This is a genomic window from Vibrio sp. SCSIO 43137, assembly GCF_028201475.1.
Lineage (GTDB): Bacteria > Pseudomonadota > Gammaproteobacteria > Enterobacterales > Vibrionaceae > Vibrio.
Genome location: NZ_CP116383.1, coordinates 908963 through 929317 on the forward strand (window position 1 = coordinate 908963; position 20355 = coordinate 929317).

Sequence of the window (20355 nt, forward strand, 5' to 3'; positions counted from 1 at the left end):
GATAATAGCTATAAAAAACGCCCGGACCAGTTGGTATCGGGCGTTTTTTTATATTGCGGAACGACTTATTTTGCTAATAGCAGCTGAAGATTCGTTGCCTTGTTCAGCAGGCATTAAAAAAGCCAGCTATAACAAACTGGCTTTTATATGCATGTTGAGAAATAACACTGTTATTTCTTCATATGAGCGTTGGCATCGGTTTTACAGTCACCATTCAGGCACTTTCCGTATAGGTAAAGGCTATGGTTGGTCAATTCAATATTGTATGACTGTGCAATCTCTTTCTGACGCTGCTCGATAACCTCATCTGAAAACTCAATAACTTCGCCACAATCAAGGCAAACCAAGTGATCATGGTGATGCTGAGTTGATAATTCGAATACAGATTTGCCACCTTCGAAGTGGTGACGTGTCACAATACCTGCATCATCAAACTGGTTAAGAACACGATATACTGTCGCAAGTCCAATTTCTTCACCAAGGTCTATTAGCTTTTTGTAGAGCTCTTCAGCGCTTATATGTTGACTCGCAGGCTCTTGAAGTACCTCAAGAATTTTAAGACGCGGTAGGGTCACTTTTAGTCCGGCATCTTTAAGCGCTTTATTATTATCTGTCATATCTCTTCCTGTAGATGAACTGCATAGTTAATGCGACAGTTACAATTGTTCCTATTATAGGTCAGCGTGAACTAACATTAAACCCAAAACTTCAAAGGCTTAATAATAAATATTTGAATATTTGCTCGAAATTTCAGATATTGTACTCTGCCAATAACAATTTGTTAACAGGGAAGGTTATGAACAAAGGTATTGCACGGATTTATAAGCCGGGAATTGTGCGGTTTGCACTGAACATCTGGCCGCCATTTTGGGGATCGGGGATTAAAATTGAGAGTATAAGCGAAGATTTTCGCAATGTACGTGTCAGGCTAAAGCTGCGTTGGTGGAATAAAAATGCCAATAGAACTCAGTATGGAGGAAGTATCTTCTCGCTGACGGATCCTATTTACGCTCTTATGCTGATGGGAATATTGGGAGAGGAGTACTATGTCTGGGATAAAGAGGCGAGTATTAATTTTATTAAGCCGGGCTCCAGTGATTTATATGCAGAGTTTCAGATTAGTCAGGATATGCTGGATAAAATATTGAGTGAAACAGCGTGCGGTGAGAAGTGTTTTCCTGAATTTATAATTTACGTTAAGGATCGTAATGAAAATGTGGTTTCAGAAGTGCAGAGAAAACTGTATGTCAGGAAAAAGCCCAAGTACCGTCAGTATGAACAAGAAAGCGCCTCAGTTTAATGAGGCGCTTCGACATTCTGCTGTGGGGAATTAGTCTTCTAATTCAGACAGGCACATCTCTTCATGAATCTGCTGAACCCACTTGGTTACACGCTCATCGGTAAGTTCTGGCTGGCGATCTTCGTCAATGCATAGACCGACAAAAGTTTCATCGTCTACCAGAGCTTTAGACGCTTCAAACTCATAACCTTCAGTTGGCCAGTGACCTAATACAGTACCGCCTTTGGCTTCCACGATATCACGGATGTTACCCATAGCATCACAGAAATACTCAGCATAGTCTTCCTGATCGCCGCAACCGAAAATAGCAACCAGCTTGGTAGAGAAATCAATGTCTTCTAACTCAGGGAAAAAGTCATCCCAGTCACACTGAGCTTCACCGTAATACCAGGTAGGAATACCCAGAATCAACAGGTCAAAGTTATCCAGATCTTCTTTACTGCTTTTTGCAATATCCTGAACGTGAACGAGCTTCTTAGTCAGCTGCTTTTGAATCATCTTTGCAACGGCTTCTGTATTACCAGTATCGCTACCAAAGAAGAGACCTACACTTGCCATAAATGAATACCTATATATTTATTGTTGATATTGGCGGAAAACGACCGTCAACCCAGCCCGGTGCCTTCCCAGCTAAGTTGAATAATGCCTTTAGCGATAAAGCCTGCACAACCTAAAAACAGAACAGACCATACTACCCGCTGACCGAATACAGGAACATTGCCTTGTTTAAGCACATCTTTTATCGCCATTCCGATAAAAAAGAAGATACCGGCAAACAGCAAATCTAAGCCGATTGTGTTTAATGTATCCATGTAGTCGTAGAGCATATCATTTTCCTATGCCAAATTAGTTGGAGAACTATATCACTGTTAACATGTAAAGTTAATGATCTATCCTGTGTGAAATTGATGTTATAGACCATAAACTGAGAATCAATCAGCTTGGGGATTCTTATACACTGCTTATGTTTTTTAGCGGATAAATCGCCTTATTGCCCTGACCACTTCTTGTGGTTTTTCTGCGTGTAACCAGTGACCGGTATTAGCAATAATATGCGCTTTGGCATTAGGAAATTGTTGCTGAATCTCTTTCTGATATTCAGCAGTAATATAGTCCGAATCTGCACCTTTAAGAAATAGCGTAGCGACAGGGCATCCCGGTTGTAAATCCCATCCCAGAATATTCCAGTAATTATCCAGAATGGCCGGCACATTGAAGCGCCATTTCAGATAACCTTCTGCCCGGTAGAGGGATTTGCCCAGAAACTGACGAACCCCTTCCATCTCTATATGTTCTGCCAATAATGAAAGTGCTTCATTACGATTGGCCGGACGATGTTGAATAACTGCTTCCAAGCCGGCAAAAACGTTGTCATGTTTCCGGTACTGATAAGCCACAGGAGCCATATCCATTACTACCAGTTTGCTGACCGCTTGCGGATGGTCAGAAGCAAGCTTCATCGCCACTTTTCCGCCCATGGAGTGACCGATAACAATAACTTGTTTTAGTCCAAGGTGATTAAGTAACTGAGATACATCATCAGCCATCTCCTGATAGGTATGGCTGGTATCATGGAATGAAACACCGTGATTTCTTAGATCGATACTGAGCACCTGAAAATCACTGGCTAAATCCCGGGCTAGCAGACCTAAGTTATCCAGATTGCCGAACAGGCCGTGTATTAACAGAAGGGGCTGACCTTCTCCCTGAAGTTTATAGTTGAGCAACGCAGACATAGTTTATTTGTTGTTGAAGTTTTAAGCCTATGTTAGTGCTTCGTTTCTGCTCAGGCAAACTCAATACACATTATTCTGAGTTGGAACTCGCATCTTTAACCTGTTTGAGTATAATCATCAGGATATTCAAACAGTGAGATTGTGAAAGCGAATGAAAACGATTGAAGTAGAAGAGGATCTTTACCGTTATATAGCAAGCCAGACCGAGCATATTGGTGAGAGTGCATCGGACATTTTAAGGCGGCTACTTAATATGGATGGTACAGAGCAATCCACTCCTAAAGTCGCTGAGTCTGCGATCGTAGAAGAGTCGACACCTGTTACTAAAGAACCGGCAGGGCTGGTTGTAAGCAAAGACGCTGGTAATACAGAAAAAGTCGACGGCGTTAAAGTGATGAGATCGCTTCTGATCTCAGACGAGTTTGCCGGAAGTAAAAAAGCCATTGATCGTTTTATGCTGGTGTTGTCATCTCTGTATCAGACCGATAAGCAGAGCTTTGCTGAAGCGACACAAGTAAAAGGCAGAACACGGGTTTACTTTGCCGATAATGAAGCTGTTCTGCTCGCCAGTGGTAAAACCACCAAACCACGGGCAATACCAGAAACGCCTTTCTGGGTGATTACCAACAACAACACTAATCGTAAACGCCAGATGGTTGAGCAATTGATGACCAGAATGAGCTACCCGGCCGAGTTAATCGAAAAAGTGTGCAGTTCGATATAAATTTAAAATGGTAATCTAGTTTTATATAAGATTTCAGCCTCATAATGATGTAGTCCTCAAGCGTCGTTATGAGGCTTTTTAGTTTGTAATGTTTATTTTTATTTTTTAAAGGATTATTCGATGGCGATACACTCCCGGGCAGGGCAGAAAGCACTGCAAGAAGATTTACATAATATTCCTGCGTTGGTTGCGAATTACTTTCTTCTGCAGCCAGATGCGGCAAATCCGGCCCACAAGGTTCAGTTCGGCACTTCCGGTCACCGCGGATGCGCGGATAAATCTACATTTAATGAGCATCATATTCTGGCCATCGCTCAGGCGATTGCTGAAGTGCGCTTAGCCCACGGAACCACAGGCCCCATATACGTAGGTAAAGATACTCATGCCTTGTCTGAAGCGGCTATCTATTCTGCTATTGAAGTATTGGTTGCCAATGGCATTCAGGTTGTGGTGCAAGAAGAGAACGGTTATACACCGACGCCGGGCATTTCTCATGCAATTCTGACTCATAATCTTAAGCATCAGGATAAAGCGGACGGGATTGTTATTACTCCGTCGCATAACCCGCCTCAGGATGGTGGTATCAAATACAACCCTCCTCATGGTGGTCCTGCAGAAGGGGAACTGACCTCTGCAATTGAAGACAGAGCCAACCAACTGATCGCAGAAGGCCTGACCGGGGTAAAAAGAATGCCTCTTGCACAGGCTAAGCAGAGTGAACTGCTATGCGAGCAGGACTTAGTTAAGCCTTATGTTGATGACTTAATCAATGTTATCGATATGCAAGCGATCCAGAAAGCGAAGCTGAAAATCGGTGTCGATCCTCTGGGTGGTTCAGGCATCGATTACTGGCGCCAGATTGCTGCGGCTTATCAACTGGATATTACCTTAGTGAGTGAAGCGATTGACCCATCTTTCCAGTTTATGTCTCTGGATAAAGATGGCGTTGTCCGTATGGATTGTTCTTCCCCATACGCCATGGCAGGTTTGCTGGCACTGAAAGATGAGTATGATTTAGCCTTTGGTAATGACCCTGATTACGACAGACACGGTATCGTGACTCCGTCAGGCTTGATGAACCCTAACCACTATCTGGCGGTTTGTATTGACTACCTGTACCGCCACCGTGATAACTGGGGCAAAGAGGTTGCCGTAGGTAAGACTCTGGTATCCAGTGCACTTATCGACAGAGTGGTAGCCGACCTTGGCCGGGAACTGTGTGAAGTTCCGGTTGGCTTTAAATGGTTTGTTGATGGCTTGTATAACGGTTCATTCGGTTTTGGTGGTGAAGAGAGTGCTGGTGCTTCCTTCCTGCGTAAGGATGGAACGCCTTGGTCTACAGATAAGGACGGTATTTTGCTTTGCCTTCTGGCTGCTGAGATTACTGCGGTAACCGGCAAGAACCCTCAGCAATATTATGAAGAGCTGGCAGCGAAACATGGTGCTTCTGAGTACAACCGCATTTCTGCTGTTGCCAATAGTGAACAGAAGAAGGTGTTATCTAAGCTCTCACCAGAGATGGTTTCAGCCGAAATGCTGGCAGGTGAGAAAATCACTGCCCGTCTGACTCATGCTCCGGGTAACGGTGCTGCTATCGGTGGACTAAAGGTGACTACTGAGAATGGCTGGTTTGCAGCCCGCCCATCTGGTACTGAAGAGATCTATAAGATTTACTGTGAAAGCTTTAAAGGTGAACAGCACCTTAAGCTGATTGAGAAAGAAGCTCAGGAGATTGTAAATCAGGTGTTTGCTGACGCTGGTTTATAATTAACCCTATAGCTGAGACTAAGCCGATACAATTTGTATCGGCTTTTTAGTATCTATCGTTTCTCTGGCCAGCCATCAGGAACAATCATCCAGAACTCACCGGACTCTGACTGACAATGTACAGTTCTGTCTGCCGGCATAGTGCTGTCCAGCAGCTTGTCAGGATTAGTTATGCCTGCCACCCAGTTTAGTTTATCCAGTGGATATAGTTTCTGTTTAATGCCATTTAGCTGGCTTTGATAACACCATTTTCCGTTACAGCATTCGGGGTTTAATGTATAGCCAAGGCAGTTATCAGGAACCCTTTGATCTAAGAAGGGGTTGATATAGAGCCGTCCCTGAATAAACAACATTTTCTTAGCGTGGCTAAACTGAGGAAACTGACGGGTAAATTCAGCACATGACGACATAGCCAGCTGATGGTTAAGCATCCGGTCGAGTTTGATATCCAGCCTGTCCTGACCTTCCGGTCCAAACCAGAGCCCGTCGTGTAACAGGTAAAATTTAAGTGCTACTTCCCAGTGTTCAATAGCTTGATTACAGACGATAAAATCAATAGCACCAAGTGTTTGTTTTCCCTGTTGAACCTGAAACTCTTCAAGCTCAACACGGTAATCAGGGTGATACTGAAACAGCTGATGGCATAGCTCCTGATAAACAAAACCCAACCTTGAGCTGCCGTTATATGCTGGTGGAGAAAATCCGTCACACTGCCTGAAAGGGTTATCGCTGACCGGAGCCTGATTTGCTATCAACAGCGTAGGCTGGCTGACAATCCACTGTGCAATTTTTCCGACAGATTCCTGCATAACAATCTCCTGTGATATGCTCAAATATACTCAAGTATAATACGGCACAGACCTTAATTTGGTATCAGAGAAAATGAACAATATAGAACTAGAAGCAATACTCAACCAAAAACTATCACCAGAGCTTATTAAAGATTACTGCCCGAATGGATTACAGATTGAGGGAGGTAGTGAAGTTAAAAAGATCATTACCGGTGTCACTGCCTCGCAGGCATTAATAGAAACCGCCATCGAAAAACAGGCTGATGCAATCTTAGTCCATCACGGCTATTTCTGGAAAGGGGAGCCTGAAGCAATCAGAGGTATGAAGGGTAAAAGAGTTAAGTCTCTGATTAAAAATGATATTAACTTATACGCTTACCATCTACCCCTTGATGTTCACCCTGAGCTTGGCAACAACGCCGAACTGGCAAGGTTACTTGAGATAAAGATTGAGGGCGGCTTTGAGGCTGGTCCGCAATCTGTTGCTCTGTTTGGCACATTAAAGCAACCGCTGAAGGCGTCAGAGTTTTCGCAACGTATAGAACAGGCGTTGAACCGTAAGCCACTGCATATAGCGCCTGAGTCAGACAAACTTATTCAGTCTGTCGGCTGGTGCACCGGAGGAGGGCAGGATTACATTGAACTTGCCGCCGCCAAAGGGCTGGATGCTTTTATTTCCGGCGAAATTTCAGAAAGAACCACCTATTCGGCCAGAGAGTTAGATATCCACTATTTTGCTGCCGGTCATCATGCCACCGAGCGGTATGGTGTTAAAGCACTGGGCGAGTGGTTAGCAACTGAACATGGTCTGGATGTAGAGTTTATTGATATCGATAACCCTGTATAACTATTTAATTTGAATAATTTTTTTCTTGCGTAATACTTGTCATTGAGGATGTTCTAATAAACAGAGTTGCCCTGACAGAACTGCTGCTCAGGGTAAAGCTCGGAAAACAAACGGAGTTGGCTAATGACACAGAAACGAGTGGAGTATTCGCAGCAAGAGAGCCTTATATCGACCACAACACCAGATAGCCATATTACTTACTGCAATGATGTGTTTTGCAGAGTTGCAGGTTACAAGCCCGAGGAACTAACAGGAAAGCCACACAATCTTATTCGTCACAAAGATATGCCAAAGGCGGCATTCGGTCAGTTATGGGATTATATCCAATCTGGTCAGAACTGGATGGGATTGGTAAAGAATCAGTGCAAAGAGAGTGACTCTCATTATTGGGTATCGGCTTTTGTTACACCGATTATGGACAGTCATGGTCAGGTTTTCGAGTATCAATCGGTACGCAGTAAACCTGACAATGAACAGATTGCGCGGGCAGAAAAGCTGTATAAATCAATCCTGTCCGGAAAATCCGGCAGCCGGATGCGACGTCGCTGGATAGACTGGAATCTGACACTTAATCTGGCCTGTGCCGGGAGCTTAGGTTTAACAGCTACCGGTATTACGGGATGGTGGCTGCCGGCAGTATTTGCCGGTCTGCAGATCCCTGTTAGTCTCTGGCTAAGGCAACGGCATAAGTCGGTTTTACGCTTAGCGAAGAAGCAGTACGACAACAGTCTGATGGAGCACCCCTATACCGGGTTTTATGATGACTGGTCTGCCATAGAACTGTCTGCAAAAATGAAAAGTGCAGAGCTAAGGGCAGTGACCGCCAGATCGGTAGAAACAACTCAAAAGATCCGCACGGCCAGCAAAGAGGAACTGAAAAGCCGCGAGACACTAACAGATAATATACATGAGCAGACAGTCGCGACTGATGCCATGTCTATGTCTGCGCAAGAAATGCTTGAGGCAATTGAGACTGTGGCGGTTAAGGCCAAAGAGAACGCAGATTATGCGCTTAGGGTGCAGAATATTGCCGAAAATGGTCAGGCAGTAGTTAATGACTCATTAAATGCCACTCAGCAGTTGCATCAAGAACTGCTCTCTTCTCAGTCTTCCCTTGAACAGCTAGATAAAGAAGTGCGCAGTGTAGAGAGTATTCTGGAGTTGATTCAGTCCATTGCAGAACAGACCAATTTGCTGGCCCTGAATGCTGCTATTGAAGCCGCAAGAGCGGGAGAGGCGGGCAGAGGCTTTGCCGTAGTCGCTGATGAAGTCCGTTCTCTGTCCGGTAAAACGGCTCAGTCGGTTGAGGATATTCGGCAAAAAATCGAAGGCCTGCAAAATACCGTTAAACAAACTAGTCAGACAATTGTTTCCGGACAACGCTTTTCTGATCAGAGTGTAGAGAGTACTCAGCAGAGTCATACGGCTTTTATTGATATTGTTGCTCAGATAGGTGTAGTGGGGAGTCAGTCTGAAGAGACTTCAGAGGCATTAAATGAGCAGGTAGCAGTAACCAATGAAATTGTTATGCATATTGAAAGAATGAAAGAGGCTGTTTCCGGCTCTGGTAACCTCTCTGAGTTGTCGGTGGACAGGACCAAGAAAGTGATAGGAGAGTTAGACAGTCTGGAAAGATTGATTAGTGCTTTCTGCAAGTAATACTAAACAGGCAGTAATAAACAAATCGCAATAAAAAACGCCTTCATTAGAAGGCGTTTTTGGTATTACTTTATGCGGAAATTATTCACGCTCATGCAGAGGTTCAAAATCACGCATCTGCTTGCCAGTATATAGCTGACGTGGTCGGCCGATACGGTTGTTTGGATCTGTGTGCATTTCGTTCCAGTGAGCAATCCAGCCTATGGTACGTGCCATAGCGAAGATTACCGTAAACATAGATACCGGAATACCGATAGCTTTCAGAATGATACCTGAGTAGAAGTCTACGTTCGGGTATAGTTTCTTCTCTACAAAGTACTCATCTGACAGAGCGATCTTCTCAAGCTCCATTGCCACATCCAGTAGTGGATCTTCGATGTTAAGCTCTTTAAGAACTTCGTGGCACGCTTCACGCATAACCGTTGCACGTGGGTCATAGTTCTTATAAACACGGTGACCGAAGCCCATCAGGCGGAACGGGTCATCCTTGTCTTTCGCTTTGGCAACATACATTGGGATATTGTCTACTGAGCCGATCTCTTCCAGCATTCTCAGACAGGCTTCGTTTGCACCACCGTGTGCAGGGCCCCAAAGTGATGCGATACCTGCGGCAATACAAGCAAATGGGTTAGCACCGGAAGAACCCGCCAGACGCACAGTCGAGGTCGAAGCATTTTGCTCGTGGTCGGCGTGCAGGGTAAGAATCTTATCCATAGCACGGGCAACAACAGGGTTTACTTCGTAGTCTTCACATGGGTTTGCAAACATCATATGCAGGAAGTTTTCTGCATAGTTCAGGTCATTACGTGGGTAAATGAACGGCTGACCGATTGAGTACTTGTAACACATTGAAGCCAGAGTCGGCATTTTTGAAAGCAGACGGTAAGCCGCAATTTCACGGTGAGTGTCGTTATTAATATCAAGTGAATCATGGTAGAAAGCAGCAAGGGCACCAACAACACCAACCATAATTGCCATTGGGTGAGCATCACGTCTGAATCCGTGGAAGAAGCTGGCAATTTGCTCATGAACCATGGTGTGTTTAGTGACGATTTTTTTGAATTCTTCGTACTGTTTGCGATTTGGTGCTTCGCCATATAACAAGATATAACAAACTTCCAGATAGTCTGCGTTGTTAGCTAGCTGATCAATTGGATAGCCTCGGTGTAACAGAACACCTTTACCGCCATCAATAAAAGTGATCTGGGATTCACAAGATGCAGTGGCAAGAAAACCAGGGTCAAAAGTAAAGTAGCCATTTGAACCTAATTTGCGAACATCGATTACCTCCGGGCCTAAAGTTCCGTCCATAATCGGCAGTTCAATGGGTGCTTTGCCTTCAATATGAAGGGTCGCATTCTTATCTGCCATAACATTCTCCTTTGATTATAATTTTGTCCATCCAGGGCTTTAAATTAGCGCACTAATTTGTACGCATGATCACAAGTAAAGTCAATTTTTCTAACTTTTTGTGTGCACTTGTTAAGATTTTCATCATTTTTCGTTTAAAAAACATGTGCTGTGTAGCACTTTTTGTTAAGACAATTGTATTAATATGTTGCCAATCGTATAGTGACCGAGAATTTTGTTGTTAACTCCTTATAAATTCAAGGCTTGAAAGAATCCATTAGTTTAAATTCAGACGGGCTGATTAACGTTAATTTTACATTTAAGTCGCACATTTCAGGGATTGAGTGTTAAGTAAATGTTAAATTTTGTGGAGTTGACAACTTAAATTGAACATAACAATAAATGCTCAAAGGAGCTGAGTGAGCAAGCCCGTGAAAGAAAGAAAGCAAAGACCTGTTAATCTAGATTTGCAGACCATTCACTTTCCGATCACTGCAATATCATCAATTATTCATCGCGTATCTGGTGTAATTACATTTGTAGCGGTCGGCATCCTGCTATGGTTGCTGTCATTATCCCTCTCCTCACCTCAAGGCTTCATGCAAGCCGCTGATCTGGTCGATAACTTCTTTGTTAAGTTTATCCTGTGGGGAATTCTAACTGCACTTGCCTACCATATTGCCGGTGGCATTCGACATCTGATAATGGACCTGGGCCATTTTGAAGATTTTGAATCCGGTTCTATGACTGCCAAGGTTACATTTGCTGCAACAGCAGTGTTGTCACTACTGGGAGGAATTTTGGTATGGTAAAACATGTTTCATCATTTGGTCGTAATGGTATTCACGACTTCCTACTGATTCGAGCGACGGCAATTATTCTGACTCTGTACACTATTTACATTGTCGGATTTTGTGCATTTAGCGGCGATATCACATACCACTCATGGACAGCCTTTTTCGGTGGCACTTTCACCAAGGCATTTTCCATGCTGGCACTCACTTCTATTCTGATCCACGCGTGGATCGGTATGTGGCAGGTGCTAACTGACTATATCAAGCCAACTTTGGTACGCGGTTTCTTACAGTTTGCATTTGTAGCTGTGTTGTTCGTGTATTTCTTCTCCGGCCTATTTATTCTGTGGGGTGCGTAAGTGACTATTCCAGTTCGTGAGTTCGATGCCGTTGTAATCGGTGCCGGTGGCGCGGGTATGCGTGCTGCCTTACAAATTTCTGAGCAGGGCCTGACATGTGCTCTGCTTTCTAAAGTATTTCCAACCCGTTCCCACACTGTGTCAGCACAGGGCGGGATCACAGTAGCGCTGGGTAATTCTCATAAGGATGACTGGCAGTGGCATATGTACGATACGGTAAAAGGTTCCGACTATATCGGTGACCAGAACGCCATCGAGTACATGTGTAAAAACGGACCTGAGTCTGTTATTGAACTGGAGAAAATGGGGCTTCCTTTTTCTCGTTTTGAAGATGGCTCAATCTATCAGCGACCATTTGGTGGCCAGTCAAAAGAGTTTGGCGGAGAGCAGGCAGCACGTACGGCTGCGGCTGCTGACCGTACCGGTCACGCGCTACTTCATACGCTGTATCAACAAAATATCAAACATAAAACAACCATCTTCTCTGAGTGGTATGCACTTGATTTAGTTAAGAATCAGGACGGTGCCATCTTAGGTTGTACTGCTATCTGTATGGAAACTGGTGAGATTTGCTACTTCAAATCTAAGGCAACCATACTGGCTACAGGCGGAGCGGGGCGTATTTATGCCTCTACTACCAATGCTCATATCAACACTGGTGATGGTGTGGGTATGGCGCTGCGTGCCGGTGTGCCTATGCAGGATATCGAAATGTGGCAGTTCCACCCGACAGGTATTGCCGGTGCCGGTGTACTGGTAACTGAAGGGTGCCGTGGTGAAGGTGGTTATCTGCTGAACAAAGACGGTGAGCGCTTTATGGAGCGTTATGCGCCGAATGCTAAAGATCTGGCCGGCCGTGATGTTGTTGCCCGTTCAATGATGATTGAAATCAGGGAAGGTCGTGGTTGTGACGGTCCTTGGGGTCCACATATCAAACTGAAACTTGATCATCTGGGTAAAGATGTTCTTGAGTCGAGACTGCCGGGTATCTGTGAACTTTCCAGAACCTTTGCGCACGTCGATCCGGTTAAAGAGCCAATTCCGGTTATCCCGACTTGTCACTATATGATGGGTGGTGTTCCGACTCAGGTGTCCGGACAAGCCATTAAACAAGACGCAAGCGGTAATGATGTTGAAGTGCAGGGTCTGTTTGCCTGCGGTGAAATTGCTTCTGTTTCCGTTCACGGCGCTAACCGCCTTGGTGGTAACTCGCTGCTTGACCTTGTGGTATTTGGCCGTGCGACCGGTCTTCACCTTGGTGAGACTCTGGAAGCACAAGCTGAAGCCCGTCCTGCGACAGAGTCTGATATTGAAGCGTCTCTGGCCCGTACTATGCGTTGGGAAAACAGCAGTACAGGCGAAGATCCTGTTCAGATCCGTAAAGATCTGCAAACTTGTATGCAGAACAGCTTCTCGGTATTCCGTGAAGGCGATGCTATGGCGAAAGGCCTTGAAGAGCTTAAAGTTATCCGTGACCGCCTGAAAGAAGCGCATCTGTCAGATAAGTCATCTGAGTTCAACACACAACGCATTGAGTGTCTGGAACTGGATAACCTGATGGAAACAGCTTTCGCAACGGCGGTAGCAGCAAACTTCCGTACAGAGAGCCGTGGTGCCCATGCCCGCTTTGACTATCCGGAGCGTGATGACGAGCAGTGGCTGTGCCACTCTATCTTCAATCCTGAGACTGAAGAGATGTCTAAGCGTAGTGTTAATATGGAACCGGTTCATCGCGAAGCGTTTCCGCCAAAAGTACGTACATACTAAAGGGAGGCGATAATGATGAAACTTAAATTCTCTCTTTACCGCTACAATCCGGATGTCGATAAGAAGCCTTACATGAAGGAGTATACTCTGGAAGTGGAAGAAGGTTCCGACATGATGGTGCTGGATGCGTTAATTCTGCTGAAAGAACAGGACTCTACCATCTCTTTCAGACGTTCATGTCGTGAAGGGGTTTGTGGCTCTGACGGCCTGAACATGAACGGCAAAAATGGCCTAGCATGTATCACTCCGTTATCCGATCTGATGCAGAATAATGTGATCGTAATCAGGCCTTTACCAGGATTACCTGTTGTTCGTGATTTAATAGTGGACATGACGCAGTTTTATGATAATTATGCGAAGGTAAAACCATATTTAATTTCAGATGGTGCCCTACCGCCTTCGAGAGAAAATCTTCAATCCCCTGAGGATCGATCTCACCTTGATGGTCTTTACGAATGTATTATGTGCGCATGCTGTAGCACTTCCTGCCCATCCTTCTGGTGGAATCCGGACAAATTTATTGGCCCTGCGGGATTGTTGGCTGCCTATCGTTGGTTGATAGATAGTCGTGATACAGCTAGGGATGAGCGCTTGTCCGATCTTGATGATGCCTTTAGTGTTTTCCGATGTCATGGCATTATGAATTGCGTAAGTGTTTGTCCAAAAGGATTAAATCCGACCAAAGCTATCGGTCATATTAAGACTATGTTAGTGAATAAGTCGGTTTAAAGTATAAGTATTGCCGGCGCTCTGCTTTGCAGGGTTCCGGCTAAGACAGCCCAAGTCGATTTGGGTGAATATATAACTACTGTTTAAGGGAAAATATGCACAACGGCGTGATGAAGGCATGGCTCGAGTCTTCACACTTGGCTGGTGCCAATGCAACTTATGTAGAGGAACTCTACGAACTGTATCTAAGTGAACCCGATCTAGTAAGTGACGAATGGAAAAGTGTGTTTGATGGCTTGCCAAAGCCTGCCTCGGAAGAGGTAGCTGAGCAATCACATTCACGCGTTCGAGATTACTTCCGGCGACTCGCTCAAGAGACAAAGCATTACAATGTCCAAGTTAGTGATCCTGATGTCGATGCAAAACAAGTAAAAGTACTGCAGTTAATTAATGCCTATCGATTCCGAGGGCATCAGGCTGCCAATTTAGATCCACTGGGTATCTGGCAACGAGACCCGGGGCCGGATCTTGACCCCGCCTTCCATAATCTTACCGAAGAAGACTTCGAAGAATCTTTCAATGTAGGTTCATTTGCTGTGTCTCAGGACACCATGCAACTGAAAGACCTCTATGCTGCGCTGAAGAAAACCTACTGTGGTTCTATTGGTGCTGAATATATGCATATGATTAATACTGAACAGAAACGTTGGGTTCAGCAGCGTCTTGAGTCAGTATTAGGTCAGCCTTCTTTTACAAAAGATGAGAAGAAAACGTTTCTGGAAGAGCTGACAGCAGCGGAAGGTCTTGAGCGTTATCTTGGTGCTAAATTCCCGGGAGCTAAGCGTTTCTCACTGGAAGGTGGTGATGCCCTGATCCCTATGATGAAAGAACTTATCCGTCATGCGGGTAAATCAGGTATGCGTGAAGTTGTTATCGGAATGGCTCACCGTGGTCGCCTTAATATGCTGGTCAACGTTCTGGGTAAAAAACCTCAGGATCTATTTGACGAGTTTGCCGGCAAGCATGACGAAAGTTGGGGTACTGGTGACGTTAAATATCACCAAGGTTTCTCAGCAGACTTCGCCACTCCGGGCGGAGACGTTCACTTAGCGTTGGCATTTAACCCTTCACACCTTGAGATTGTAAATCCGGTAGTGATGGGCTCCGTAAGGGCTCGTCAGGATCGTCTTGGTGATGAAGACGGTAGTAAAGTTCTTCCGATTACCATACATGGTGACTCAGCAATTGCTGGTCAGGGTGTGGTGCAGGAAACCTTCAACATGTCCCGTACACGCGGTTTTCAGGTGGGCGGTACTGTCAGGATTGTGGTTAACAATCAGGTTGGCTTCACAACGTCTAACCCGAATGATACCCGTTCGACCATGTACTGTACTGATATCGCTAAGATGGTACAGGCGCCGATTTTCCACGTAAACGCGGATGATCCTGAAGCCGTTGCTTTTATCACCCGAATTGCGCTGGATTACCGCAACACCTTTAAACGTGATGTTGTTATTGATCTGGTATGTTACCGCCGCCACGGCCATAACGAAGCCGACGAGCCGAATGCAACTCAGCCTCTGATGTATCAGAAAATCAAAAAGCACCCTACACCACGTAAGCTATATGCCGACGTGCTGATCGACAGAGGTGAGTTTGATATCGAAACAGCAACAGAGCTGGTGAATGGTTATCGGGATGCCCTTGACCACGGTGAAGTCGTAGTTAAAGAGTGGCGTCCGATGTTGATGCACTCAGTAGACTGGAACCCGTATCTGGGTCATGACTGGAACATTGACTGGGACAGCAAGTTTGAACTTGAGCGTCTGCAGAAGCTGGGTGATAAACTTTGTCAGCATCCGGATAGTCATAAACTTCAGAGCCGGGTTAACAAGATCTATAACGACAGAAGAGCCATGGTTAACGGTGAGAAGCCGTTAGACTGGGGTATGGCGGAGATTCTTGCCTACGGTACTCTGGTTGATGACAGCCGTCGTATTCGCCTGTCAGGGCAGGATTCAGGCCGTGGTACTTTCTTCCACCGTCACTCCGTTCTTCATAATCAGGAAGATGCGAGTACCTATATTCCGCTACAGAATGTACATACCAAGCAAGGGCCGTTTGAGGTGTTTGACTCAGTACTTTCTGAAGAAGCAGTACTGGCGTTTGAGTATGGTTATGCGACAGCAGAACCGGGTGGCCTGACTATCTGGGAAGCGCAGTTTGGTGATTTTGCCAACGGAGCTCAGGTGGTTATCGATCAGTTTATCTCCTCCGGTGAGCAGAAGTGGGGCCGTTTATGTGGTCTGACAATGCTTCTTCCTCATGGTTATGAAGGTCAGGGACCTGAGCACTCTTCGGCACGTCTGGAGCGTTATCTTCAGTTGTGTGCAGAGCAGAATATTCAGGTTGTCGTTCCTTCAACACCCGCTCAGGTGTACCACATGCTGCGTCGTCAGGTTATCAGACCGATGCGCAGACCTTTGGTGGTTATGTCACCTAAGTCACTGCTTAGACACCCATTGTGTACCTCCAGCCTTGAAGAGCTTGCGGAAGGTACCTTCCAGCCGGCTATCGGCGAAGTAGACAATATGGATGCTAAGAAGGTGAAAAGGGTGGTGTTCTGTTCAGGTAAGGTTTACTACGACCTGCTGGAACAGCGCCGTAAGAATGAGCAGGAAGATGTTGCTATCGTTCGTATAGAACAGCTTTACCCGTTCCCGCTGTTTGAGGTTCGTGACCTGATTGCAGCCTATGAGAACGTGGAAGATTTTGTCTGGTGTCAGGAAGAGCCACAAAATCAGGGAGCCTGGTATAGCAGCCAGCACAACTTCGTGAATGCGGTTCAGGGCGCGCCTCTGAAATATGCCGGTCGTCCGGCGTCTGCATCACCTGCAGTTGGCTATATGTCCGTACACATGAAACAACAGAAAGCATTGGTTGATGATGCTTTGAATCTAGATTTTTAATTAGAACTAGAAGCTAAGGAAGAAAAATTATGACAGTTGAAATTCTGGTTCCAGATTTGCCTGAATCCGTTGCTGATGCAACTGTAGCGACCTGGCATAAGAAGCCCGGTGAAGCTATCGCCCGCGACGAAGTAATTGTAGATATTGAAACCGACAAAGTAGTGTTGGAAGTGCCGGCTCCTGAAGCGGGTGTACTGGAAGCGATTATCGAAGAAGAAGGTGCTACGGTACTTTCTAAGCAGCTGATTGCTAAGCTTAAGCCGGGTGCTGTTGCTGGTCAGCCAACAACAGATACTACTGAATCAACAGAAGCGTCTCCGGATAAGCGCCATAAAGCGTCACTGGAAGAAGAGAGCAATGACTGGCTGAGCCCTGCGGTACGTCGTCTTCTTGCTGAACACAGCCTTGAGCCAAGTCAGGTAAAAGGTACTGGTGTCGGCGGCCGTATTACCCGTGAAGATGTAGAAGCTTATCTGGCGAAACCTGCTGAAAGCAAACCAGCTGAACAGCCGGTAGCAGAAGCGCCTGCTGCTGCACGCAGCCAGAAACGTGTTCCTATGACACGTTTACGTAAGACAGTGGCTAACCGTCTTCTGGAAGCGAAAAACAGCACAGCAATGCTGACCACCTTTAACGAGGTGAACATGAAGCCGATTATGGATCTGCGTAAGCAATACAAAGATCAGTTTGAAGAGCGCCATGGCGTTCGTCTGGGCTTTATGTCTTTCTATGTTAAAGCGGTTACTGAAGCGCTGAAACGCTACCCTGAAGTGAATGCTTCTATCGATGGTGACGATATTGTTTATCACAACTATTTTGATATCAGTATGGCGGTTTCTACTCCTCGCGGTCTGGTTACCCCGGTACTGAAGGATTGTGACCTGCTTGGTATGGCAGATATCGAGAAGGGTATTAAAGAGCTGGCTATCAAGGGTCGTGACGGTAAGTTAACCGTTGATGAACTGATGGGCGGTAACTTTACTATCACTAACGGTGGTGTATTTGGTTCACTGATGTCTACGCCTATTATCAACCCGCCTCAGGCTGCGATTCTTGGTATGCACAAGATTCAGGAACGCCCGATGGCAGTTGATGGCAAGGTTGAGATCCTGCCGATGATGTATCTGGCACTCTCTTATGACCATCGTCTGATTGACGGCAGAGAGTCAGTTGGCTTCCTTGTGACGATTAAAGAGCTACTGGAAGATCCGGCAAGACTATTGTTGAACGTATAAATTTTCTGAATATATAGATAAGAATCGAGCCAGATAGCATTCCCGTCTGGCTCCTTGAACATCAGAGGTGAGTCACTCTGATATCACAACTAGTAATCCAATAACGGCTAGTTGAAGTGGTACCTGAAAGAGGTGAGGACGACCGCTAACGCGGAAAGCCTAATGGAAATAATAAATCCCTAAGGGATAAACATACGGAATAGCGTAATGAATTTGCATGAATATCAAGCCAAACAGTTGTTTGCTGAATTTGGTTTGCCAGTACCTGAAGGCTATGCTTGTGATACTCCGCAAGAAGCTTTCGAAGCGGCAGGCCGTATTAGTACCGAGAAAAAAGTCGTTAAATGTCAGGTTCACGCAGGTGGACGTGGTAAAGCCGGTGGTGTTGAACTTCACGACACTAAAGATGGCGTAAAAGAGTTTGCTCAAAAGTGGCTGGGTAGAAACCTGGTGACTTATCAGACAGATGCAAATGGCCAGCCGGTTACTAAGATTCTGGTTGAAGAAGCGTCTAACATCGCTAACGAACTTTATCTTGGTGCTGTGGTAGACCGTTCTACCCGTCGCATCGTATTTATGGCGTCTACTGAAGGCGGTGTAGAGATTGAGAAAGTTGCAGAAGAGACTCCAGAGCTTATTCATAAAGCGGCAATCGACCCATTGGTAGGCCCTCAGGCATATCAGGGACGTGAGCTTGCATTTAAGCTTGGCCTTGAAGGCGACCAGATCAAACAGTTCACTAAGATCTTTATGGGTCTTGGCAATATGTTTGCTCAGTACGACCTTGCTCTGCTGGAAATCAACCCGCTGGTGATTACAGGTGAAGGTAACCTGCTATGCCTGGACGGTAAAATCAATATCGATTCTAACGCAATGTACCGTCAGCCTAAGCTGCGTGAAATGCACGATCCATCTCAGGAAGATGAGCGCGAAGCACACGCTGCTAAGTGGGAGCTTAACTATGTTGCCCTGGACGGAAGCATCGGTTGCATGGTAAATGGTGCCGGTCTTGCTATGGGTACTATGGACATTGTTAACCTGCACGGTGGCCAGCCGGCTAACTTCCTTGATGTAGGCGGCGGCGCGACAAAAGAGCGTGTAACAGAAGCGTTTAAGATCATTCTGTCTGACGACAATGTAAAAGCCGTTCTGGTGAATATCTTTGGTGGTATTGTTCGCTGTGATTTGATTGCAGACGGTATTATCGGTGCTGTAGAAGAAGTGGGTGTAAAAGTTCCTGTTGTTGTACGACTTGAAGGTAACAATGCGCCACTTGGCTCGAAGAAACTTGCTGAAAGCGGGTTAAATATTATTGCCGCGAATTCGCTAACAGAAGCAGCGGAAAAAGTAGTTGCAGCAGCGGAGGGCAAATAATGTCTGTATTAATCGATAAAAATACCAAAGTAATCTGTCAGGGTTTTACCGGCGGACAAGGTACATTCCACTCCGAGCAGGCGATTGAGTACGGTACGCAAATGGTTGGTGGTGTTTCTCCGGGTAAAGGCGGACAGACTCACTTAGGTTTGCCTGTATTTAACACTGTGCGTGATGCTGTAGAAGCAACAGGCGCAACAGCTTCTGTTATCTATGTACCAGCTCCGTTCTGTAAAGATGCGATTCTGGAAGCGATAGACGCTGGTATTAAGCTGATTGTGACTATCACAGAAGGTATCCCGACTCTTGATCTGCTGGACGTTAAAGTACGTCTGGATGCAGAAGGTGTTGTCATGATCGGTCCAAACTGCCCGGGCGTTATTACTCCTGATGAGTGTAAGATCGGTATTATGCCGGGTCACATTCATAAGAAGGGTAAAGTGGGTATCGTATCCCGTTCTGGTACTCTGACTTATGAAGCGGTTAAGCAGACCACTGACGAAGGCTTCGGCCAGTCTACTTGTGTAGGTATTGGTGGTGACCCGATTCCGGGTTCTAACTTTATCGATATCCTTAAGCTGTTTGAAAGCGATCCAGAAACTGAAGCTATCGTTATGATCGGTGAGATCGGTGGTACTGCTGAAGAAGAAGCGGCTGCGTTTATCAAAGATAACGTCACTAAGCCTGTCGTTTCTTATATCGCCGGTGTTACTGCTCCTCCGGGTAAACGTATGGGCCACGCTGGTGCGATTATCTCTGGTGGTAAAGGTACGGCGGACGATAAGTTTGAAGCACTTGAAGCTGCCGGTGTTAAAACAGTTAAGAGTCTGGCTGATATCGGTTCGGCACTTCGTGAAGTGACTGGCTGGTAATAATCAAATCAGTTTGAACAAGTTCAAAAAGCTCAGATGAAAGTCTGAGCTTTTTTACGTTTAGAAGCCTGACTGAGACTTATTCCACTTAACAGACAGCAAAGTTGTGCTAGGCTGTAACGTGCTGATCAATAATAATAAA

At 45.6% G+C, this 20355-nt stretch carries 19 protein-coding genes; 13 read left to right on the plus strand and 6 right to left on the minus strand.

Annotation, left to right across the window (positions count from 1 at the left end; genetic code table 11):
• Nucleotides 1–170: 170 nt before the first annotated feature.
• Nucleotides 171–617 carry a ferric iron uptake transcriptional regulator gene (gene fur / locus PK654_RS04380; RefSeq protein ID WP_271697873.1) on the minus strand — a complete coding sequence of 149 codons (447 nt, stop codon included), beginning with the start codon at nucleotides 615–617 and terminating at the stop codon, nucleotides 171–173.
• Nucleotides 618–796: 179 nt separating this feature from the next.
• Here fur and PK654_RS04385 point away from each other — a divergent pair, with 179 nt between their 5' ends.
• Entirely contained in the window at nucleotides 797–1300 is a 504-nt protein-coding gene (locus PK654_RS04385; protein ID WP_271697874.1) for a DUF4442 domain-containing protein, read from the plus strand.
• 30 nt (nucleotides 1301–1330) lie between these two features.
• On the opposite strand, the gene fldA is transcribed toward PK654_RS04385, so the two are convergent.
• The 3 genes from fldA to PK654_RS04400 all read right to left on the minus strand — a co-directional run bounded on the left by fldA (nucleotide 1331) and on the right by PK654_RS04400 (nucleotide 3036).
• Nucleotides 1331–1858, minus strand: a complete 528-nt coding sequence (gene fldA, locus PK654_RS04390) for a flavodoxin FldA (protein WP_271697875.1) — start codon at nucleotides 1856–1858, stop codon at nucleotides 1331–1333.
• A gap of 47 nt (nucleotides 1859–1905) precedes the next feature.
• The gene (locus tag PK654_RS04395) at nucleotides 1906–2127 is read right to left on the minus strand and encodes a DUF2788 domain-containing protein (RefSeq protein ID WP_271697876.1); all 222 of its coding nucleotides are present in this window, start codon (nucleotides 2125–2127) and stop codon (nucleotides 1906–1908) included.
• Between the two features lie 144 nt (nucleotides 2128–2271).
• Entirely contained in the window at nucleotides 2272–3036 is a 765-nt protein-coding gene (locus PK654_RS04400; RefSeq protein WP_271697877.1) for an alpha/beta fold hydrolase, read from the minus strand.
• A 151-nt stretch (nucleotides 3037–3187) separates the two neighbouring features.
• On the opposite strand from PK654_RS04400, the gene seqA reads away from it, so the two are divergent.
• A complete protein-coding gene (seqA, locus tag PK654_RS04405) occupies nucleotides 3188–3760 on the plus strand; it encodes a replication initiation negative regulator SeqA (protein WP_271697878.1) in 573 nt (190 codons plus the stop codon).
• Between the two features lie 120 nt (nucleotides 3761–3880).
• On the plus strand, nucleotides 3881–5527 hold the full coding sequence (pgm, locus tag PK654_RS04410) for a phosphoglucomutase (alpha-D-glucose-1,6-bisphosphate-dependent) (protein WP_271697880.1): 1647 nt from the start codon (nucleotides 3881–3883) through the stop codon (nucleotides 5525–5527).
• 53 nt (nucleotides 5528–5580) lie between these two features.
• Here the strand turns inward: pgm and PK654_RS04415 are convergent, their stop codons facing one another.
• Nucleotides 5581–6336 (minus strand): DUF1853 family protein, encoded by a 756-nt coding sequence (locus PK654_RS04415; protein ID WP_271697881.1) that lies wholly within the window; start codon nucleotides 6334–6336, stop codon nucleotides 5581–5583.
• Nucleotides 6337–6409: 73 nt separating this feature from the next.
• Between PK654_RS04415 and PK654_RS04420 the strand changes: the two genes are divergently transcribed.
• Nucleotides 6410–7165 carry a Nif3-like dinuclear metal center hexameric protein gene (locus PK654_RS04420; RefSeq protein WP_271697882.1) on the plus strand — a complete coding sequence of 252 codons (756 nt, stop codon included), beginning with the start codon at nucleotides 6410–6412 and terminating at the stop codon, nucleotides 7163–7165.
• Between the two features lie 123 nt (nucleotides 7166–7288).
• On the plus strand, nucleotides 7289–8824 hold the full coding sequence (locus PK654_RS04425; protein ID WP_271697883.1) for a methyl-accepting chemotaxis protein: 1536 nt from the start codon (nucleotides 7289–7291) through the stop codon (nucleotides 8822–8824).
• Nucleotides 8825–8905: 81 nt separating this feature from the next.
• Here the strand turns inward: PK654_RS04425 and PK654_RS04430 are convergent, their stop codons facing one another.
• On the minus strand, nucleotides 8906–10195 hold the full coding sequence (locus PK654_RS04430; protein ID WP_271697884.1) for a citrate synthase: 1290 nt from the start codon (nucleotides 10193–10195) through the stop codon (nucleotides 8906–8908).
• A 398-nt stretch (nucleotides 10196–10593) separates the two neighbouring features.
• On the opposite strand from PK654_RS04430, the gene sdhC reads away from it, so the two are divergent.
• The 8 genes from sdhC (at nucleotide 10594) to sucD (ending at nucleotide 20213) form a co-directional block, all read left to right on the plus strand.
• On the plus strand, nucleotides 10594–10986 hold the full coding sequence (gene sdhC / locus PK654_RS04435; RefSeq protein ID WP_271697885.1) for a succinate dehydrogenase cytochrome b556 subunit: 393 nt from the start codon (nucleotides 10594–10596) through the stop codon (nucleotides 10984–10986).
• On the plus strand, nucleotides 10980–11327 hold the full coding sequence (sdhD, locus tag PK654_RS04440) for a succinate dehydrogenase, hydrophobic membrane anchor protein (protein WP_271697886.1): 348 nt from the start codon (nucleotides 10980–10982) through the stop codon (nucleotides 11325–11327). The genes sdhC and sdhD overlap by 7 nt, the downstream gene beginning before the upstream one ends.
• Entirely contained in the window at nucleotides 11328–13094 is a 1767-nt protein-coding gene (gene sdhA / locus PK654_RS04445; RefSeq protein WP_271697887.1) for a succinate dehydrogenase flavoprotein subunit, read from the plus strand.
• 15 nt (nucleotides 13095–13109) lie between these two features.
• Nucleotides 13110–13823 carry a succinate dehydrogenase iron-sulfur subunit gene (locus tag PK654_RS04450; RefSeq protein ID WP_271698790.1) on the plus strand — a complete coding sequence of 238 codons (714 nt, stop codon included), beginning with the start codon at nucleotides 13110–13112 and terminating at the stop codon, nucleotides 13821–13823.
• A 95-nt stretch (nucleotides 13824–13918) separates the two neighbouring features.
• Nucleotides 13919–16732 carry a 2-oxoglutarate dehydrogenase E1 component gene (sucA, locus tag PK654_RS04455; RefSeq protein WP_271697888.1) on the plus strand — a complete coding sequence of 938 codons (2814 nt, stop codon included), beginning with the start codon at nucleotides 13919–13921 and terminating at the stop codon, nucleotides 16730–16732.
• A 29-nt stretch (nucleotides 16733–16761) separates the two neighbouring features.
• A complete protein-coding gene (gene odhB / locus PK654_RS04460) occupies nucleotides 16762–17967 on the plus strand; it encodes a 2-oxoglutarate dehydrogenase complex dihydrolipoyllysine-residue succinyltransferase (RefSeq protein ID WP_271697889.1) in 1206 nt (401 codons plus the stop codon).
• 207 nt (nucleotides 17968–18174) lie between these two features.
• Nucleotides 18175–19341, plus strand: coding sequence for an ADP-forming succinate--CoA ligase subunit beta (gene sucC / locus PK654_RS04465; RefSeq protein ID WP_271697891.1), 1167 nt, complete (start codon nucleotides 18175–18177; stop codon nucleotides 19339–19341).
• Entirely contained in the window at nucleotides 19341–20213 is an 873-nt protein-coding gene (gene sucD / locus PK654_RS04470) for a succinate--CoA ligase subunit alpha (RefSeq protein WP_271697892.1), read from the plus strand. The genes sucC and sucD overlap by 1 nt, the downstream gene beginning before the upstream one ends.
• Nucleotides 20214–20355: the final 142 nt, after the last annotated feature.

Bases quoted from the DNA above. Each gene is read 5' to 3' on its own strand.
- fur (WP_271697873.1), bottom strand. From the start codon at position 617: ATGACAGATAATAATAAAGCGCTTAAAGATGCCGGACTAAAAGTGACC.
- PK654_RS04385 (WP_271697874.1), top strand. From the start codon at position 797: ATGAACAAAGGTATTGCACGGATTTATAAGCCGGGAATTGTGCGGTTT.
- fldA (WP_271697875.1), bottom strand. From the start codon at position 1,858: ATGGCAAGTGTAGGTCTCTTCTTTGGTAGCGATACTGGTAATACAGAA.
- PK654_RS04395 (WP_271697876.1), bottom strand. From the start codon at position 2,127: ATGCTCTACGACTACATGGATACATTAAACACAATCGGCTTAGATTTG.
- PK654_RS04400 (WP_271697877.1), bottom strand. From the start codon at position 3,036: ATGTCTGCGTTGCTCAACTATAAACTTCAGGGAGAAGGTCAGCCCCTT.
- seqA (WP_271697878.1), top strand. From the start codon at position 3,188: ATGAAAACGATTGAAGTAGAAGAGGATCTTTACCGTTATATAGCAAGC.
- pgm (WP_271697880.1), top strand. From the start codon at position 3,881: ATGGCGATACACTCCCGGGCAGGGCAGAAAGCACTGCAAGAAGATTTA.
- PK654_RS04415 (WP_271697881.1), bottom strand. From the start codon at position 6,336: ATGCAGGAATCTGTCGGAAAAATTGCACAGTGGATTGTCAGCCAGCCT.
- PK654_RS04420 (WP_271697882.1), top strand. From the start codon at position 6,410: ATGAACAATATAGAACTAGAAGCAATACTCAACCAAAAACTATCACCA.
- PK654_RS04425 (WP_271697883.1), top strand. From the start codon at position 7,289: ATGACACAGAAACGAGTGGAGTATTCGCAGCAAGAGAGCCTTATATCG.
- PK654_RS04430 (WP_271697884.1), bottom strand. From the start codon at position 10,195: ATGGCAGATAAGAATGCGACCCTTCATATTGAAGGCAAAGCACCCATT.
- sdhD (WP_271697886.1), top strand. From the start codon at position 10,980: ATGGTAAAACATGTTTCATCATTTGGTCGTAATGGTATTCACGACTTC.
- PK654_RS04450 (WP_271698790.1), top strand. From the start codon at position 13,110: ATGAAACTTAAATTCTCTCTTTACCGCTACAATCCGGATGTCGATAAG.
- sucA (WP_271697888.1), top strand. From the start codon at position 13,919: ATGCACAACGGCGTGATGAAGGCATGGCTCGAGTCTTCACACTTGGCT.
- odhB (WP_271697889.1), top strand. From the start codon at position 16,762: ATGACAGTTGAAATTCTGGTTCCAGATTTGCCTGAATCCGTTGCTGAT.
- sucC (WP_271697891.1), top strand. From the start codon at position 18,175: ATGAATTTGCATGAATATCAAGCCAAACAGTTGTTTGCTGAATTTGGT.
- sucD (WP_271697892.1), top strand. From the start codon at position 19,341: ATGTCTGTATTAATCGATAAAAATACCAAAGTAATCTGTCAGGGTTTT.